The following is a 17,050-nucleotide window of genomic DNA, read 5'->3' as shown; positions in this document are numbered from 1 at the left end:
CCGAATTGCAACACGTTCTAGTCTTGCCCCATGAGTGACGACCTGTTGCGCAACCCGACCCACAACGGCCACCTTCTGGTGGGGGCGCTCAAGCGCCACAAGAATCGGCCGGTCCTGTTTCTCGGCGACACCACGCTGACGGGTGGTCAGCTGGCCGAGCGGATCAGCCAGTACACGCAGGCGTTCGAGGCGCTGGGCGCCGGCACCGGTGTCACCGTCGGGCTGCTGTCGCTCAACCGCCCCGAGGTGCTGATGATCCTCGGCGCCAGCCAGACCCAGGGCTATCGGCGCACCGCCCTGCACCCGCTCGGCTCGCTCGACGATCACGCGTACGTGCTCACCGACGCCGGGGTCAGCTCGCTGATCATCGACCCCAACCCGATGTTCACCGAGCGCGCGCTGGGCCTGCTGGAGAAGGTGCCGTCGCTCAACCAGATCCTGACCATCGGCCCGGTCCCCGAGGCGCTGCGGGGGGTGGCCGTCGATCTGTCGGCCGAGGCGGCCAAGTACGAGCCCAAGCCGCTGGTGGTCGCCGACCTGCCGCCGGACAACATCGGCGGCCTGACCTACACGGGCGGGACCACCGGCAAGCCCAAGGGCGTGATCGGGACCACCGGCAACATCGCCGCCATGACCGCCATCCAGCTCGCCGAGTGGGAGTGGCCCGAGCACCCCCGCTTCCTGATGTGCACGCCGCTCTCGCACGCCGGCGCCGCGTTCTTCACGCCCACGGTGGTCAAGGGCGGTGAGATGGTGGTGCTGAGCAAGTTCGACCCGGCCGAAGTGCTGAGAGTCATTGAAGAGCAACGGATTACGGCGACGATGCTGGTGCCGTCGATGCTCTACGCGCTGATGGACCACCCCGATTCGCACACCCGCGACCTGTCGTCGCTGGAGACCGTCTACTACGGCGCCTCGGCGATCAACCCGGTGCGCCTGGCCGAGGCGATCCGGCGCTTCGGCCCGATCTTCGCCCAGTACTACGGGCAGTCCGAGGCCCCGATGGTGATCACCTACCTGGCCAAGGCCGACCACGACGAGAAGCGGCTGACCTCCTGCGGGCGTCCGACGCTGTTCGCCCGGGTGGCGTTGCTGGGCACCGACGGCAAGCCCGTGCCGCAGGGCGAGCCGGGCGAGATCTGCGTCAGCGGACCGCTGCTGGCCGGCGGCTACTGGAATTTACCCGACGAGACGTCGAAGACTTTTAAAGACGGCTGGCTGCACACCGGCGACATGGCCCGCGAGGACGAAGACGGCTTCTATTTCATCGTCGACCGGGTCAAGGACATGATCGTCACCGGCGGCTTCAACGTGTTCCCCCGCGAGGTCGAGGACGTGATCGCCGAGCATCCGGCCGTCGCGCAGGTGTGCGTGGTCGGGACGCCCGACGAGAAGTGGGGCGAGGCCGTCACAGCGGTGGTGGTGCTGCGCGCCGACGCGTCCCGCGACGACGCCGCGGTCGAGACCATGACCATCGAGATCCAGACCGCGGTCAAGGAGCGCAAGGGCTCGGTGCAGTCGCCCAAGCGGGTGGTGGTCGTCGACGCGCTGCCGCTGACCGGGCTGGGCAAGCCGGACAAGAAGTCGGTCCGGGCGCAGTTCTGGGAGGGCGCCGGCCGCGCCGTCGGCTAGGCCTTAGCCGCGATGCCGGCCGCCAACAGGTCGAGCATGCGGGCCGTCTGCTCCGGCGAACCGGTGACCAGGAAGATGCCGATCAGGCTGGACACCACGTCCTCGGCGTGGACATCGGGACGCAGGCTGCCGTCGTTTGCGCCCGCCCGCAGCAGCGTGTCCACGGCGCCGACGATGCTGTCCCGGGTCTGGCTGGGCTGCAGGGCGCCGGAGTCGAAGATCGCATGCAACGACTCCGCCATCCCGCGCTTGGCGGCCACGAAAGCGGCATACCGGTCCATCCAGCGGCGCAGCGCCGTCCTGGGCGGATGGCGCTCGAGCAGCCGTTCGGCCGCCGCCGCCACTTCGGCGAGCTCGGCGCGGTAGGTCGCCTCGACGAGGGCCTCCCGGTTGGGGAAATGGCGATAGAGCGTGCCGATCCCGACGCCGGCGTCGCGCGCGATCGATTCCAGCGACACCGGCCGGCCCTCCGCGGTGGCGAACGCCGCGGTCGCCACCTGCAACAACTTCTCGCGGTTGCGGCGCGCGTCGGATCGGGTGGGCGCAGCCAAAGCGGAGGTGCCTCCGTTTCTGCTAGGCTCAGGGCAAGCGGAGGATCCTCCGCATTTCTTACCAGTTTGTCAGACGGGAGCGCCATGACAACCTTTCCCACTGTTGCCCGCGCCGGCTACGGCGCGATGCAACTGTTCGAGGCCACGCCGGAGGACGCGACCGCGGTGCTGCGCCGCGCCGTCGAACTCGGCGTGAACCACATCGACACCGCGTCGTTCTACGGCCCGGGCGAGGTGAACCGCCGGATCCGGGCGGCGCTGGCCCCCTACCCCGACGACCTCGTCATCGTCAGCAAGGTCGGCGCGCGCTACACCGGCGAGCAGCCGATGCCGCTGGCCGCCGCGCAACAGCCCGCCGACCTGCGCGCCGCGGTCGAGGACGACCTGCGCCAGCTGGGCCTGGACCGCGTTCCCGTGGTCAACCTGCGGCGCATGGACCTCGGGCCTTCCGCGGCCGTCGAGGGCGACCAGGACGTCGACGTCGACGACCAACTCGCCGAGATGATCGCGCTGCGCGACGAGGGCAAGATCGGCGCGATCGGCATCAGCAGCGTGCCGCTCGACGTGGTACGCCGGGCGTTGCCCGCGGGCATCGCCTGCGTGCAGAACGCCTACAGCGTGCTCGACCGCTCGCAGGAAGCCACCCTGGACCTGTGCAGGTCCGAGGGCATCGCGTGGGTGCCCTACTTCCCGCTGGGCTCGTCGTTCCCGGGCTTTCCGAAGGTGGCCGACCAGCCGGTGGTGACCGAGATCGCCGGCGCGCTCGGCGTCACGGGCGCCCAGGTCGGCCTGGCGTGGCTGCTGGCGCACGCCCCGAACACGCTGCTGATTCCCGGCACGCGATCCGTCGGGCATCTCGAGGAAAACCTCGGCGCCGCGGACGTCACCCTCGATGCCGATGCGCTGGCCAGGCTGGACGCCATCGGTTCGTTCCAACCCCAGCCCCATGTTGTGGAGTCCCTACAGAGGTAACGTCGCCCCCGTGGGCACCCAAAAACCGATCCGGCCGCCGTGGTGGCTGAAACCGGCCAACAAGGTCTTCATCCAGATGTCGCGGCTGGGAATGAGTTTCGGCGGGGAGAGCCCCGTCGTGCTCACGGTCAAAGGCCGCAGGTCCGGGCGGGACCGGTCGACACCGGTGACCCCGATGACGGTCGACGGCCAAGAGTTCGTCGTCGCGGGGTTTCCCGGCGCCGACTGGGTGGCCAACGCGCGCGCAGCCGGGCAGGCGACGGTGGCCCGCGGCCGGCGCGTCGAAAAGGTGCGGATGGTGGAGTTGGCGCCCGACGACGCGCGGCCGATCCTGCGGGCCTTCCCGACGGAGGTCCCGACGGGCGTCGGCTTCATGAAGCGGGCGGGACTGGTCACCGACGGTCGCCCCGAGGAATTCGAAGCCCTGGCCGGCCGGTGCGCGGTGTTCCGGCTGGACCCGGCGTAGCCGTGATGCGGCGTGTGCTGTTGGCGGTGACGCTGGTCGTGGCCGCGTTGGGCGTACCCCCGGCGCGGTCGCTCGCCACGACGGGCTGCGCTCCCGGCGGTGACCCTCCCCCGTCCGGCGCTGCACAACGCAAGGTCGGTGATCTCGACTGGGACGGCCAGCCGGACACGTTGTGGCTCGGGCAGTTTCGCGACGGCAGCGGCCGCACCAACCGAATCGCCGGCGTCACGACGGCAAGCGGCGCGAACTCCGGTGTACAGATCACCTCGGCGAGCCCAATCCCGTTGAGCGCCTTGGCGATCGACGCCCAGCAGGACGGCCAGCACCAGGTCATCGTCAGCGACGGGCGCGGCGCGTACCTGTACGTGTTCGCCGACTGCCGGCTGCAGGCCGCCGCCGACAATCAGGGCGCGCCGTTCCTGTTCGACCTGCAGGACCTGCGCGGCAACGGCACCGGAATCGGTTGCAGCAACATCGGCGCGCCGGCGCCCGGCCGGCACCTGGTCGGGCTGCGGGCCTCGAACCAGGACGGCCAGTGGACGGTGCGCCGCACCGAGATCAACCTCAACGGCACCCTGGCTACCATCGGAGCGTCCGACACCGTGGCGGCCGCTTCGGCGCAGGACCCCGCGGTGCTCTCGGCGCAGACGATCAGCTGCGGCGACCTCACCATCAGCAAGGACGGAGTTCAACAGCCTTGAGTGACAACCCCTTTGACGCGCAGGCCTGGCGAGAAGTCGACGGCTTCGGCGACCTGACCGACATCACGTATCACCGCCACGTCACCGACCCGACGGTGCGGATCGCATTCGACCGCCCCGAGGTGCGCAACGCGTTCCGGCCCCACACCGTCGACGAGCTGTACACCGCGCTCGACCACGCCCGCATGTCACCGGACGTGGGCGTGGTGCTGCTGACCGGCAACGGCCCGTCGCCCAAGGACGGCGGCTGGGCGTTTTGCTCCGGCGGCGATCAGCGCATCCGCGGCCGGTCGGGCTATCAGTACGCGAGCGGCGAGACCGCCGACACCGTGGACGCCGCCCGCGCCGGCCGGTTGCACATCCTCGAGGTGCAGCGGCTGATCCGGTTCATGCCCAAGGTGGCCATCTGCCTGGTCAACGGGTGGGCCGCCGGGGGCGGACACAGCCTGCACGTGGTGTGCGACCTCACCCTGGCCAGCCGCGAATACGCGCGCTTCAAGCAGACCGACGCCGACGTCGGCAGCTTCGACGGCGGTTACGGCAGCGCGTATCTGGCCCGTCAGGTGGGCCAGAAGTTCGCCCGCGAGGTGTTCTTCCTGGGCCGGCCCTACACCGCCGAGCAGATGCACCGCATGGGCGCGGTCAACGAGGTGGTGGACCACGCCGACCTGGAGAAGGTGGGCGTGCAGTGGGCGGCGGAGATCAACGCGAAATCCCCTCAGGCGCAACGGATGCTGAAATTCGCGTTCAACCTGCTTGACGACGGCCTGGTGGGCCAGCAGCTCTTCGCCGGCGAGGCCACCCGGCTGGCGTACATGACCGACGAGGCCGTCGAGGGCCGCGACGCGTTCCTTCAGAAGAGGCCGCCGGACTGGAGCGCGTTCCCGCGCTACTTCTGAGGCGCAAGCGCAACGCGAGCATGTCGCGGATTCACGCTAATTTACTGCCGGATGCGCAACCGGGCCGGTATTCGGACTTGCTGGATCAGAAGATCATGCAAATTCGCCTGCACCAAATGTTGGTCATCTAAGGTCACTGCGAGCGCGTATGTCTGCTTAGTATATTCAGAGTTATTGCGTGCCCAAGTCTGGGCTTTATGTGTCACGACGACATAAAACGTCTCATCGTCGTTCGCAAAGGAATTTCTAGCAGTCCAAGTGCGCCTTTGAAGGGTGCTATTTGTAAACGAATTGCTTCCGGGTTCGAGCTTAAGTCGTCGGCGGTCGGCGATAAGATCAGTAGCGTCATCTGGGTCCTGCCTGATTAGCATCTCGGTGAGATCGTCAAGTTCGATGTCGCGATAGACATCTAGTTTCATAGATGCGGCGAGATATTCACGGCGCTGACGCCGAACGGGTGGATCGAAAGCAAGCACGACTGTGATATGCCGTTCCCCACCGCTTCCGCGCCGGAATATCTCAGGTACCGGCAGAGGGTGTATCTGCACGGTGTCGATGGGCATTTCGCCGTCGTAGGTCATCGTGACACGTTGCGTGTCACTAACAACGGCTCGTTCCGTCGCAGGCTTCCCGTAACCATAAATTTGCGACCGCTTGGAAACTTCTGCCACGGCTAAAGCTGGGACAGGTTGGACGGCACTGGTTGCAAGGAGCGCGCGGATCAAATTGCTGCTTGCATCCGGGTACTCGTGTGCGATATCCGCTGCGATGCGAGCAACAGCTGGCGCGGCAAAGCTCGTTCCGTTCACCGCCGCGAACAATCGCTCCCCGTCATCTCGTGATGAGGTCGTGACGATACTGGCGCCAGGATCGTTGCGTACCGCATGACCCGTGTCGTTCACGACGATATTCCCGCCGTAGTGATTCAGCTCCGGTTTGTTCGTGCGTTTCTGGACCGTACCGAGCCCTGGGCCGCTCCTGCTGAATGACGAGGCCTCATCAGCCTCTGCCGCACAGCGCCAGCCAACACGATTGCCGATCTCCGCTGGGCCCCCGCTAAGTGCAATTGAACCGACAGTAACAGCAAGAGCCGCGGGCCCTGGCTCGGAAAGCCGATGCTCACCGGCAAAGAAGAATTCCGGTTTATCGTCGAGTATGTGATGACCGCTGGGTGTACGACAGTCGAGTGTGATTCCCACATTCCCAGTCGGAACGACCACTACAATTCCGAGTTCACGAATGAGGTCGTCGATGGTCTCCGTGAGGGGCCCGACATGCAAGTCGCTAAATGCCTCTGAGTAACCAACCGACAAATTAAATATCTTGATCCCATAGCGGTCATGTAAGTGCCGTATCGCGTCGCCGACAATTTCATGCGGAAAAGCATATGTAGCGAAGCGAGGAGAGGCATCTACTGTGTTCGGATCCGGTTCAAGAATGCGCACGACTCGAACGGCGCCGACTGCTGTAAGCGATCGACCATCCCGCAGCTCCTCATGCAAGAATGGGTAGAGAACGCGGCCAACGACTTCAGTTCCATGGCTACCCTGACGTTGCCACATATAGGAACTGGGCGCGAGTGATTCCACAGAGAGTATGAGCCGCGTGAGGAGCGGATGACCGCTCGCCGGAGAGTCGTCTAATACACCAACGGCCGCGCCCGGTTCCTCATGCTGAGCAATATCGTTTATACCAAGATCGCGCCAATCTCGAAAATCGAGAAATGGAACTGGCGGTGTACGAACTTGCTCCACAACACTTGTATCCAGTAGATCACGCAATCCGTTGGCGCTGACATCCACCCGGAGATAGGTTCTTCGCGGGCCTACCGATCTAAGCGTCACTGATCCACCAGAGTCAGCTAGAACAGCCTCTACAATGCGTGCACGCCTTTCCGCTTCTAACATGGTGCTCGACGGCCAGATGGCGATGTCCACAGTGCTGAATCCCGCGTAATCGTTCCCGAGATCATCTAATCCAGGCCCGCGACGATCGTCGGCATCATAAGGTTCGATATCATTGATTAAGTTGAAAAATGAACGAAGATCACCGGTTTCGGTATATCTATCAATCGCTTGCGAAAAGGCGCTCCCTTCGTCGTCCACAAGTACGAAGTAGGTGTAGTCGACGCTCTCACCTAGAACCTGGAGACCACGTAATTCGAAAGCCGAATCATCGGGCCGCGAAGCGGCCCTAATCTTGAATACCAAATTCGGGTCGACCCCCGCATCTATGCGGCGTGGCGCTCGCGCAGTCTGGGTCATCTGTTCTCGTAGGTGGCCACCATGTCGGCCATGCTGTCGTGAAGGAGTCGAGCCACCCGCACCACCTACGCGCCGAGATGGCAGGCGTCGCGGATCGGGAAGGACAAGGTGCTGCGGCATGCCTGCGACCTACCAGCGACGGGCGGTCACACCGTCCAAGACCGCATCGAAGTCCAACGATTCGACCAACCTCGCATCCCTCAACAAAGCGTGCCTTCTGGCGTCATTAACCAACTTCTCGGCGGCGGCATGTGGGAGTTGTTTTAACGCGCTCGCATACTGGTCGACGTCAATACCGGTGTGAGGACTACCCCTCAGACGCATTCGTAAGACCCGCCGGATCTCGTGAACGGTCGGCTTTCGGAACGTCAGCACTTCATCGAATCGTCGCCAAAGTGCTTGATCGAGCAGCCCGGAGTGATTGCTGGCGGCAATTAATAGACTTGGTCCTCGGTAGCGGTCGGTCATTTGGAGGAAGGCCGTGACCACACGCTTCATCTCGCCGTGTTCCGACTTGTCGTCGCGCGTACGCCCTAACGCGTCGAACTCATCGAAAAGTACTACGAAAGGCGCTTGATCCGAGTATTCCAGGATGCGGCGAAGGTTGCTCGCCGTCTCGCCCAGATATGACGACACCACGGCGTCTAGCCGAACAAGCAGAAACGGCCATCCTAGTTCCGCAGCAACAGCTTCGGCCGCCGTCGTCTTGCCACAGCCGGGCGGACCCTCAAGCAACAACCGTTGCCGACGTGGAATGCCAGCAGCATCCAGACTCGGCCATCGGCGGATTTCCTCGACCAGCCCAGTCAGTGTGCGCACGAGCTTGCTATCTAGGACCAGTTCCTCGAGGAGCCGGCTCGGTTCTTTGATCTCTCCCAGGTCCCACTCGCCTTCCCGATCTCTCGGCGGTGGAGGGATCAAGATGGTCGAGCCGGTATCCACTAAAGGAGACCCAGACACGAGAAGCTTCTGAAGATCTCGAGCCAGTGCGTGGTGATGTTTGCCCTGTTCCTCCTCAATGATTTCCATCGCTGCACGACGGAATGCAAGTTCGTCTCGCGCGCGGAAGGCTTTGAAAATCTCCTTCAATTGCCTGCCAGCCATGGACCAATCGTATGGGCACAGGGCGTCAACGAAAGGTAGGCCGGCCTGAGCTTGTGTTAACCGGCGACGGAGAGGGTCCCATTTACCTAGGCCGGCCGGCACGCTTTGGACATCCAACGACCACCCACCGCGGCTCTGAGGCGCCCTCGGGCGCCCGCCTACACTCCCCCCGTGAGCAAAAGTCCCCTTGGCAGGTTCAGAGACCAGCTGGTGCTGGCGACGATGCGACCGCCCGCTGCGCCGCAAATCCTGGTCAATCGCCCCGCGATCAAGCCGGTCAACCTCGACGGCAAGCGGATCCTGCTGACCGGGGCGTCGTCGGGCATCGGGGAGGCCGGGGCCGAACAGCTGGCCCACGCCGGCGCGACCGTGGTCGTCGTCGCCCGCCGCGGGGACCTGCTCGAGGCGCTGGCGGACCGCATCGCGAAGGCCGGCGACAGCGCCATCCCCATCCCGTGCGACGTGTCGGACATGGAAGCGGTCGACGCGCTGGTGGCCGACGTCGACAAGCGCCTCGGCGGCGTCGACATCCTGATCAACAACGCCGGCCGGTCGATCCGCCGGCCTCTGGCCGAGTCGCTGGAACGCTGGCACGATGTGGAGCGGACCATGGTGCTCAACTACTACGCGCCGCTGCGGCTGATTCGCGGGTTCGCGCCCGCGATGCTCGAGCGCGGCGACGGCCACATCATCAACGTCTCGACGTGGGGTGTGCTGTCGGAGGCGTCGCCGCTGTTTTCGGTCTACAACGCCTCGAAGGCCGCGCTGTCGACGGTGAGCCGGGTCATCGAAACCGAGTGGGGCCGAAAGGGCGTCCACTCCACGACGCTGTACTACCCGCTGGTGGCCACGCCGATGATCGCGCCGACGAAGGCCTACGCCGGGATGCCCGCGCTGACGTCCCAGGAAGCCGCCGAGTGGATGGTCACCGCGGCCCGCACCCGCCCGGTGCGGATCGCGCCGCGTATGGCGATCGCCGCCAAGGCGCTGGACACCTTCGGCCCCCGCTGGGTGAACACGCTCATGCAGCGGCAGAGCATTCAGCCGAACCAAAACGCGGACACCTGAATCGGCCGAAACCGCAAGGAGGTTGCTGTGTCTGATCTCTGGGCCACCATCGCCGCCGAACGCGGCGCGCTCGCCAGCGACCTCGCGGGACTGGCGCCGGCGCAATGGGATACGCCGTCGCTGTGCGCGGGCTGGACCGTCCGCGACATTGTCGCGCACCTGTCGGCGACGGCCTCGCTGAACCCGGCCACGTTCCTGCTCAACATGGCCAAGGCCGGGTTCAACTTCGACAGGTTCGCCAACGGCCAGATCGCCAAGCACCGCGGCGCCGACCCGGGGGCCACGCTGGCGGAGTTCCGGGGTCTGCAGAATTCGACCTCCGCGCCGCCGGGCCCCAAGACCTCGTGGCTGGGCGAGGTGGTGGTGCACGGGGAGGATGCGCGCCGCCCGCTGGGCATCCCGCACACCTACCCGCCGGACGCGGTCCGCCAGGCGATCGACTTCTACAAGGGCTCCAACATGCTCATCGGCTCCAAGAACCGCATCGCCGGGCTGGCGCTGTCCGCGACCGACCAGGACTGGCGCCACGGGGACGGGGAAGCGGTCGAGGGTCCCCTGCTGTCGCTGCTGCTCGCCACGACGGGCCGCGCCGCCGCGTGCGACGACCTCACCGGCCCCGGCGTTGCGACGCTGCGCAGCCGGTGCGCGTGATAGACACGAGGCTATGGAGATCCTGGCCAGCCGGATGCTGCTCCGGCCGGCGGACTACCAACGGTCGCTGAGCTTCTACCGCGACGAGATCGGGCTGGCGATCGCCCGCGAATACGGCGCGGGCACCGTTTTTTACGCGGGCCAGTCTTTGCTGGAGCTGGCCGGTTACGGCTCGCCGGACCACTCCCGCGGCCCGTTTCCCGGCGCGCTGTGGCTGCAGGTCCGCGACGTCGCCGCGACCCAGGCCGAACTAGAGGGCCGCGGGGTCCCGATCGCCCGCGAGGCGCGCCGCGAGCCGTGGGGCCTGCGCGAAATGCACGTGACCGACCCGGACGGCATCACGCTGATTTTTGTCGAGGTTCCGGGGGATCACCCACTGCGCCGCGACACCCGCGGTGATTGAGGGAACGCGGGGTTAACTAACGGCTAACATCGGAAGACAAGTCGAGGTACACCTGCGTTTCGGCCGTCTCACCATTCGACAATTTAATCCCCCAACTACCAGAATCAGGCGCTGTGAACATCGATTTGTTCCTCCTCATCATTGTCGTAATCACGGCACTCGCTTTCGATTTCACCAACGGCTTCCACGACACCGGCAACGCGATGGCAACGTCCATTGCCAGCGGCGCGCTGGCGCCCAAGGCCGCGGTCGCGCTGTCGGCGGTGCTGAACCTGGTGGGCGCGTTCATGTCCACCGCCGTCGCTGCCACGATCGCCAAGGGCCTGATCGACGGGCACATCGTGACGCTGGAACTGGTGTTTGCCGGCCTCGTTGGCGGCATCGTCTGGAACCTGCTCACCTGGCTCCTCGGCATCCCGTCGAGCTCCTCGCACGCGCTGATCGGCGGCATCGTCGGCGCGACGCTCGCCGCGGTCGGCTCGCACGGGGTGATCTGGAAGGGCCTGGTGTCCAAGGTGCTGATCCCGGCCGTCGTCGCCGCGATCCTGGCCATCCTGGTCGGGGCGATCGCGACCTGGCTGGTCTACCGGATCACCCGCGGCATCCCGACCAAACGCACCGAAGCCGGCTTCCGGTACGGCCAGTGGGGCTCGGCCTCGCTGGTGTCCCTGGCGCACGGCACCGGCGACGCGCAGAAGACGATGGGCATCATCTTCCTGGCGCTGATGTCCTACGGCGCGGTCAGCAAGACCGAGTCGTCCCCGCCGTTCTGGGTGATCCTCTGTTGCGCCCTGGCGATGGCGGCGGGCACCTACCTGGGCGGCTGGCGGATCATCCGCACCCTGGGCAAGGGGCTCGTCGAGATCAAGTCGCCGCAGGGGATGGCCGCCGAATCCTCCTCTGCCGCAGTCATTCTGCTGTCCACCCACTTCGGCTACGCGCTGTCGACGACGCAGGTCTGCACCGGTTCGGTGATGGGCAGCGGGCTGGGCAAGCCCGGCGGCGAGGTGCGCTGGGGCGTGGCCGGCAGGATGGTAACCGCGTGGCTGATCACCCTCCCGCTGGCCGGGCTGGTCGGGGCGATCACCTACTGGACCGTGCACCTCATCGGCGGCTACCCCGGCGCGATCATCGGCTTCGGGCTGCTGGTCGCGGTCTCCGCCGCCATCTACATCCGGTCGCGGCGGGTCAAGGTCGACCACAAGAACGTCAACGCCGAATGGGAAGGCAGCCTCACCGCGGGCCTCGAAGGCGACGAACATCCGCCATCCGACAGCGGGCCCAGGGTCGGGTCCGACGACGACACCGTGAGCGCAGGGAACCCCTCATGAGCCACTTCAACGACTGGTTCAACTACCAGGCCTCCCTGAGGATCTTGGTCTTCAGCATGCTCGCCGGCGCCTTCCTGCCGGGGATGTTCGCCCTCGGTCTGCGGTTCCACGCCGTCGGCGGCGGGCAGGTCAGCCCCGACGGCAGCCCGCCGCAGAAGAACCCCGCGCTGCTGGCGATCGCGTGGGTGATCTACGCGGTGGTGCTGGCGGTGATCCTCTTCGCCCTGCTCTACATCTCGCGCGACTTCATCGCGCACCTGACGGGTCAGGCGTTCTTGGGGGCCAAACCTAAGTAGCATTGAATCGTCCACCAGCCATCCCCCGCGCGGAGTGAGAGCAACGTGAACGGATTCCTCAGCTCGATTGTTTCGTGGTTGCGCGCGGGATACCCGGAGGGCGTCCCGCCGACCGACACCTTCGCCGTGCTCGCGTTGCTCACCCGGCGGTTGAGCAACGACGAGGCCATCGCCGTGGCCCGAGAGCTGATGGAGCGCGGCGAGTTCGACGACATCGACATCGGCGTGGCGATCAGCAAGATCACCGACGGGCTGCCGTCGGAGGAGGACGTGGAGCGGGTGCGAGCGCGGCTGGCCGAACACGGCTGGCCGTTCGACGAGCCCAGCGACGCCGCGGAGGGCCCCGCATAGCTGCGCTGCGCGCGCTGCACGTCGCGTCGGGTTCCGCCGTCCCGCTGTTGCTGCCCGCCCTGGAGCGGGTGCTGGACGGGCGCGATTCCGCACTGGTCGCGGTGCCGGCCGGCGACGACGCGGTGTCGCGCGGCCTGCGGGTGGGTGAGCCCGTCGACGACGACGTGGCCCTGGTGGCGACGACGTCGGGCACCACCGGCGCGCCCAAGGGCGCCCTGCTGACCGCCGCCGCCCTGACCGCCAGCGCCACGGCCACCCACGAGCGGCTCGGCGGGCCCGGCGCCTGGCTGCTGGCCTTGCCGCCGTATCACATCGCCGGCCTGCAGGTGCTGGTGCGCAGCGTGCTCGCCGGCTCCGCGCCCGTCGAGCTGGATGTCTCCAGGGGATTCGATGTCAGCGAATTGCCCGCTGCCATAAGGCGATTGGGACCCGGGCGCCGGTACGCCTCGCTGGTCGCCGCCCAGCTGGCCAAGGCGCTGGCCGACCCGGCCGCCGCCGCCGCGCTGGCCGAACTGGACGCGGTGTTGCTCGGCGGCGGGCCGGCCCCGCGCCCGATCCTGGACGCCGCGGCGGCCGCCGGCATCGCGGTGGTGCGCACCTACGGGATGAGCGAGACCGCGGGCGGCTGCGTCTACGACGGGGTCCCGCTGGACGGGGTGGCGCTGCGGGTGGCGCCGGGCGGGCGCATCGTCATCGGCGGCGCGACGCTCGCCAAGGGCTACCGCAACCCGGTCGACCCCGACCCGTTCGCCGAGCCGGGCTGGTTTCACACCGAGGACCTGGGCGCCGTCGACGGGGCCGGTGTGCTGACCGTGCTGGGCCGCGCCGACGACGCGATCAGCACCGGCGGGCTGACCGTGCTGCCGCAGCCGGTCGAGGCCGCGCTGAGCACCCACCCCGCCGTCGGCGACTGCGCGGTGTTCGGTCTTGCCGACGACAGGCTGGGCCAGCGGGTGGTCGCGGCGATCGTGGTGCGCGCGGGCAGCGAGCCGCCGGCGCTGGAGGCGCTGCGCGCCCATGTGGCGCGCACCCTGGATGTCACCGCCGCGCCCCGCGAGCTGCACGTGGTAGACGCGCTGCCGCGGCGCGGCATCGGCAAGGTCGACCGCGCCGCGCTGGTGCGCCGGTTCGCCGGCACCGACTAATAGGCTGGGCGACCGTGAGGGTCGCGCGACGGGAGTCACTAGCCGTCGCGGTCGCGGCCGCGCTGGTGGCGGCAGCGTTCGGGCTGCCGCGCCTGCATCTGGGCGTCCGGCCGCGGCTGGACGTCGGCCAGGAGCGGTTCGGCACGCACTCCGGGGCCACGCCCATCTTCGGACCGTGGGAGATCCACGCCAGCTGGGGCACCGGGCCGGCCATCCTGCTCGCGGCGGCCGCCGTGGTGTGGGGTCCCCGTGTGGCGCAACGGCTTTCGTGGCGGGCGTTGACGCTGGGCACCTGGGCCACCGCCGGCGTGTGGGCGTTCGCGCTGGCGATGATCGACGGCTGGCAGCGCGGCTTCGCCGGGCGGCTGACCACCCGCGACGAGTACCTGTCGCAGGTGCCCACCATCACCGACATCCCGGCGGCGGTCCGCACGTTCTCCAGCCGCATCGTCGACTACCAACCGAACTCGTGGGTCACCCACGTGTCGGGGCACCCGCCGGGCGCGCTGTTGACGTTCGTGTGGCTGGACCGGATCGGGTTGCACGGCGGCGCCTGGGCCGGGCTGCTGTGCCTGCTGGCCGGCTCCAGCGCGGCGGCGGCCGTCGTGATCGCCGTGCGCGCGCTGGCCGACGAACAGACGGCGCGCCGGGCCGCGCCGTTCCTCGCCGTCGCTCCGACCGCGATCTGGGTCGCGGTCTCGGCCGACGGGTATTTCGCCGGGGTCGCGGCGTGGGGTCTGGCGCTGCTGGCGGTGGCGGTGCGCCGCCCCGTCCGGTTCCCCGCGCTGCTCGCCGCGGCCGCGGGCCTGCTGCTGGGGTGGAGCGTCTTCCTGAGCTACGGCCTGATGTTGCTGGGGCTGCCGGCGTTGGCGGTGCTGGTCTCGGCGGCCGATTGGCGCGCCGCGCTGCGCGCCCTCGGCCCGGCGGCGCTGGCGGCGCTGGCGGTGGCGGTGGCGTTCGCCGTCGCGGGGTTCTATTGGTTCGACGGGTATACGCTTGTGCAGCAACGCTATTGGCAGGGCATCGCCAAGGACCGCCCGTTCCAGTACTGGTGGTGGGCCAACCTGGCGTCTGTGGTGTGTGCGATCGGGCTGGGCAGTATCGCCGGCATCACGCGGGTGCTCGACCGGGCCGCCATTCGCCGCCGCTCCGGCTTCCACCTGGTGCTGTTGGCGATGCTGGCCGCGATTGCCTGCGCCGACCTTTCGATGCTGAGCAAGGCCGAGGTGGAACGGATCTGGCTGCCGTTCACCATCTGGCTCACCGCGGCGCCCGCGCTGCTGCCGGTGCGGTCGCATCGGTTGTGGTTGGCGGTCAACGCCGTCGGGGCCCTGCTGGTGAACACCCTCATCGTCACCAACTGGTAGCGCCCAACCCAGGCGGCGTCGGGCACCTCGTCGGCCCAATATTTCAATGGCTATTGAAATATTGGGCGTTTGACGGCATAGTTCCTTTGCGGACGGATCGATCGGTCGCGCAGCAGGAGGGCACTTGACGTCTAAAGTTCCGCCGGCCAAGGTCGCGCGCGCCGTTGAACGGGCCCGCCACCACCTGTCGCGGCTGCGCCAACGCTCCGCCCCGCCCGCGGCGGTGATGATGGAATTGATCCTGAACGCATGGGTCGCTCAGGCGATCACGGCCGCCGCGGACCTTGGCGTGGCGGACGCCCTGGCGGCCGGCCCGTTGTCCGGCGCGCAGCTCGCAGACCGGGTCGGCGCGGACGCCGACTCGCTGAAGCGGCTCATGCGCGCGTTGATCGGGATCGGGATTTTCCGCCAAGGCAGCGACGGGCGTTACGCACTCAACCCACTCGCGGACACACTGCGCACGGACGCGCCGGTGTCGATGGCCGGGATGGCGAGATGGGTCGGGTCGCCGCAGCATCGCGAGCACTGGAGCCACCTGACCGACGCGATCCGGACGGGGCAGCCGGTGGTCCCGGCGCTTCGGGGCAAACCGGTATTCGAATACCTGGCCGGCGAACCGGCGCTGCGCGGGATCTTCAACTCCGCCATGACCAACGTGTCCGAGTTCGCGACCGTGCCCTTGACCGCGGCCTACGACTTCGGCGCGTTCGGCACGATCGTCGATGTCGGCGGGGGACGGGGTCGCCTGTTGGCGGCGATCCTCGAGGCGGCGCCGAAATCGCGCGGCGTGCTGTTTGATCTTCCGGAGGTCGTATCGTTCGCACCGGAGTTGTTGCGCAAATACGGTGTCGACGACCGCGTCCGGATCGAAGAGGGCTCCTTCTTCGATTCCGTGCCGGAGGGAGGCGACGCGTATGTGCTCAAGAACGTCATCCACGACTGGCCCGAGGAAGACGCGGTCCGCATTCTGAAAAACGTCCGCGCCGCTGCACGCAGCGGTGCGCGACTGTTGGTCTGCGAGTTCGTCATTCCCGACCACGACCGCGACTTCCACGGCAACTGGGTGGACATCGAGATGCTGATCGTGGCCGGTGCGCGCGAACGCACTGCGGAGGAGTACGGCCGGCTGTTCGACCGAGCCGGTTTCCGGTTGAAGCGCATAGTCGACACCGTGTCGCCGCTCAGCATCATCGAGGCGAGCGTGGTGTAGCCGAGGGCTATTTACGACCGCGGGTCCAGCCCCAACTCTTCGGCGGGGGCGGTCAAGAACCGGTGCACCGCGGGCCCCACCAACGCGGCCACCTCATCGACCCCGAGCGACGACAGGGGCGGCACCCTCATGATGTACCGCAGCATCCCGATGCCGACCAGGTTGGTCGCGGCCAGCATCGCGCGCAGTCGCGCTTCGTCGCCGCCGCCCAAAGCGCTGGACACCGCCGTGAGCAGATAGTCGTGCAGGAAACCGCGAAACGCGTCGTTGGCATCGCCGTTCGACGTCGCCGACTGCACCATCGAGGCCATACTCGCGGCCGTATCGGGTTGCTCCCAGATACCGAGGTAGGCCCGCACAACGCGGCGGCCCAAGTCGTCGCCCTTCTCGGCGATCTCATTCGTCAGCAGGTCGGCCGGCAGCACCAACTTCATCGACTCGCGAAACAACGCCGCCTTCGAGCCGAAGAGATAGAGAATCATCGCCGGATCAACTCGCGCATCATCGGCAATCGCTCGCAGCGTCGTCTTGTCATAGCCGCGCAAGGCGAACTGCCGCTTCGCCGCCACAAGGACCACGTCGCGCGACACCGGCCGCCCTTGGCGTCTGCCGCGCCGCTTGATCATTTCGCCTGGTGGC

18 protein-coding genes are annotated in these 17,050 nt (G+C 67.3%); 14 read left to right on the top strand and 4 right to left on the bottom strand.

Features of this window, described 5'->3' with window-relative positions; genetic code table 11:
* Window positions 1–30: 30 nt before the first annotated feature.
* Window positions 31–1,632, top strand: coding sequence for a fatty-acid--CoA ligase FadD8 (gene fadD8, locus AC5Y5E_RS12190; RefSeq protein WP_499903223.1), 1,602 nt, complete (start codon window positions 31–33; stop codon window positions 1,630–1,632).
* On the opposite strand, the gene AC5Y5E_RS12185 is transcribed toward fadD8, so the two are convergent.
* Window positions 1,629–2,183 carry a TetR/AcrR family transcriptional regulator gene (locus tag AC5Y5E_RS12185; RefSeq protein WP_499903222.1) on the bottom strand — a complete coding sequence of 185 codons (555 nt, stop codon included), beginning with the start codon at window positions 2,181–2,183 and terminating at the stop codon, window positions 1,629–1,631. The genes fadD8 and AC5Y5E_RS12185 overlap by 4 nt on opposite strands.
* 84 nt (window positions 2,184–2,267) lie before the next feature.
* On the opposite strand from AC5Y5E_RS12185, the gene AC5Y5E_RS12180 reads away from it, so the two are divergent.
* From AC5Y5E_RS12180 to AC5Y5E_RS12165, 4 genes are read left to right on the top strand one after another with little or no spacing between them, the layout of a single operon-like run.
* Window positions 2,268–3,155 (top strand): aldo/keto reductase, encoded by an 888-nt coding sequence (locus tag AC5Y5E_RS12180; protein WP_499903221.1) that lies wholly within the window; start codon window positions 2,268–2,270, stop codon window positions 3,153–3,155.
* Between the two features lie 10 nt (window positions 3,156–3,165).
* Entirely contained in the window at window positions 3,166–3,621 is a 456-nt protein-coding gene (locus tag AC5Y5E_RS12175) for a nitroreductase family deazaflavin-dependent oxidoreductase (protein ID WP_499903220.1), read from the top strand.
* A gap of 5 nt (window positions 3,622–3,626) precedes the next feature.
* Entirely contained in the window at window positions 3,627–4,322 is a 696-nt protein-coding gene (locus AC5Y5E_RS12170) for a hypothetical protein (protein ID WP_499903219.1), read from the top strand.
* Window positions 4,319–5,221 (top strand): 1,4-dihydroxy-2-naphthoyl-CoA synthase, encoded by a 903-nt coding sequence (locus tag AC5Y5E_RS12165; RefSeq protein WP_499903218.1) that lies wholly within the window; start codon window positions 4,319–4,321, stop codon window positions 5,219–5,221. The genes AC5Y5E_RS12170 and AC5Y5E_RS12165 overlap by 4 nt, the downstream gene beginning before the upstream one ends.
* A gap of 41 nt (window positions 5,222–5,262) precedes the next feature.
* On the opposite strand, the gene AC5Y5E_RS12160 is transcribed toward AC5Y5E_RS12165, so the two are convergent.
* The gene (locus AC5Y5E_RS12160; protein WP_499903217.1) at window positions 5,263–7,605 is read right to left on the bottom strand and encodes a S8 family serine peptidase; all 2,343 of its coding nucleotides are present in this window, start codon (window positions 7,603–7,605) and stop codon (window positions 5,263–5,265) included.
* Between the two features lie 9 nt (window positions 7,606–7,614).
* Window positions 7,615–8,589, bottom strand: coding sequence for an AAA family ATPase (locus AC5Y5E_RS12155; protein ID WP_499903216.1), 975 nt, complete (start codon window positions 8,587–8,589; stop codon window positions 7,615–7,617).
* A gap of 171 nt (window positions 8,590–8,760) precedes the next feature.
* Here AC5Y5E_RS12155 and AC5Y5E_RS12150 point away from each other — a divergent pair, with 171 nt between their 5' ends.
* From AC5Y5E_RS12150 to AC5Y5E_RS12110, 9 genes are all read left to right on the top strand, one after another.
* Window positions 8,761–9,657 (top strand): SDR family oxidoreductase, encoded by an 897-nt coding sequence (locus tag AC5Y5E_RS12150; protein WP_499903215.1) that lies wholly within the window; start codon window positions 8,761–8,763, stop codon window positions 9,655–9,657.
* A 27-nt stretch (window positions 9,658–9,684) separates the two neighbouring features.
* Window positions 9,685–10,308 (top strand): maleylpyruvate isomerase family mycothiol-dependent enzyme, encoded by a 624-nt coding sequence (locus tag AC5Y5E_RS12145; protein WP_499903214.1) that lies wholly within the window; start codon window positions 9,685–9,687, stop codon window positions 10,306–10,308.
* 13 nt (window positions 10,309–10,321) lie between these two features.
* Window positions 10,322–10,711, top strand: a complete 390-nt coding sequence (locus tag AC5Y5E_RS12140) for a VOC family protein (protein WP_499903213.1) — start codon at window positions 10,322–10,324, stop codon at window positions 10,709–10,711.
* Between the two features lie 113 nt (window positions 10,712–10,824).
* On the top strand, window positions 10,825–12,042 hold the full coding sequence (locus AC5Y5E_RS12135) for an inorganic phosphate transporter (protein WP_499903212.1): 1,218 nt from the start codon (window positions 10,825–10,827) through the stop codon (window positions 12,040–12,042).
* Entirely contained in the window at window positions 12,039–12,338 is a 300-nt protein-coding gene (locus AC5Y5E_RS12130) for a hypothetical protein (protein WP_499903211.1), read from the top strand. The genes AC5Y5E_RS12135 and AC5Y5E_RS12130 overlap by 4 nt, the downstream gene beginning before the upstream one ends.
* 45 nt (window positions 12,339–12,383) lie before the next feature.
* A complete protein-coding gene (locus tag AC5Y5E_RS12125) occupies window positions 12,384–12,689 on the top strand; it encodes a DUF3349 domain-containing protein (RefSeq protein WP_499903210.1) in 306 nt (101 codons plus the stop codon).
* A gap of 68 nt (window positions 12,690–12,757) precedes the next feature.
* Entirely contained in the window at window positions 12,758–13,834 is a 1,077-nt protein-coding gene (gene menE, locus AC5Y5E_RS12120) for an o-succinylbenzoate--CoA ligase (protein WP_499903302.1), read from the top strand.
* A 14-nt stretch (window positions 13,835–13,848) separates the two neighbouring features.
* Entirely contained in the window at window positions 13,849–15,201 is a 1,353-nt protein-coding gene (locus tag AC5Y5E_RS12115; RefSeq protein ID WP_499903209.1) for a hypothetical protein, read from the top strand.
* Window positions 15,202–15,325: 124 nt separating this feature from the next.
* Window positions 15,326–16,411 carry a methyltransferase gene (locus AC5Y5E_RS12110; RefSeq protein WP_499903208.1) on the top strand — a complete coding sequence of 362 codons (1,086 nt, stop codon included), beginning with the start codon at window positions 15,326–15,328 and terminating at the stop codon, window positions 16,409–16,411.
* An 11-nt stretch (window positions 16,412–16,422) separates the two neighbouring features.
* On the opposite strand, the gene AC5Y5E_RS12105 is transcribed toward AC5Y5E_RS12110, so the two are convergent.
* On the bottom strand, window positions 16,423–17,037 hold the full coding sequence (locus AC5Y5E_RS12105) for a TetR/AcrR family transcriptional regulator (RefSeq protein ID WP_499903301.1): 615 nt from the start codon (window positions 17,035–17,037) through the stop codon (window positions 16,423–16,425).
* Window positions 17,038–17,050: the final 13 nt, after the last annotated feature.

This window comes from Mycobacterium sp. NGS54 (assembly GCF_059812465.1).
This window is presented reverse-complemented; position numbering and strand designations above follow the sequence as displayed.

Excerpts from the sequence above, each read along its gene's own strand:
- fadD8 (WP_499903223.1), top strand. The coding sequence starts at position 31 with ATGAGTGACGACCTGTTGCGCAACCCGACCCACAACGGCCACCTTCTG.
- AC5Y5E_RS12180 (WP_499903221.1), top strand. The coding sequence starts at position 2,268 with ATGACAACCTTTCCCACTGTTGCCCGCGCCGGCTACGGCGCGATGCAA.
- AC5Y5E_RS12170 (WP_499903219.1), top strand. The coding sequence starts at position 3,627 with ATGCGGCGTGTGCTGTTGGCGGTGACGCTGGTCGTGGCCGCGTTGGGC.
- AC5Y5E_RS12160 (WP_499903217.1), bottom strand. The coding sequence starts at position 7,605 with ATGCCGCAGCACCTTGTCCTTCCCGATCCGCGACGCCTGCCATCTCGG.
- AC5Y5E_RS12155 (WP_499903216.1), bottom strand. The coding sequence starts at position 8,589 with ATGGCTGGCAGGCAATTGAAGGAGATTTTCAAAGCCTTCCGCGCGCGA.
- AC5Y5E_RS12140 (WP_499903213.1), top strand. The coding sequence starts at position 10,322 with ATGGAGATCCTGGCCAGCCGGATGCTGCTCCGGCCGGCGGACTACCAA.
- AC5Y5E_RS12130 (WP_499903211.1), top strand. The coding sequence starts at position 12,039 with ATGAGCCACTTCAACGACTGGTTCAACTACCAGGCCTCCCTGAGGATC.
- AC5Y5E_RS12105 (WP_499903301.1), bottom strand. The coding sequence starts at position 17,037 with ATGATCAAGCGGCGCGGCAGACGCCAAGGGCGGCCGGTGTCGCGCGAC.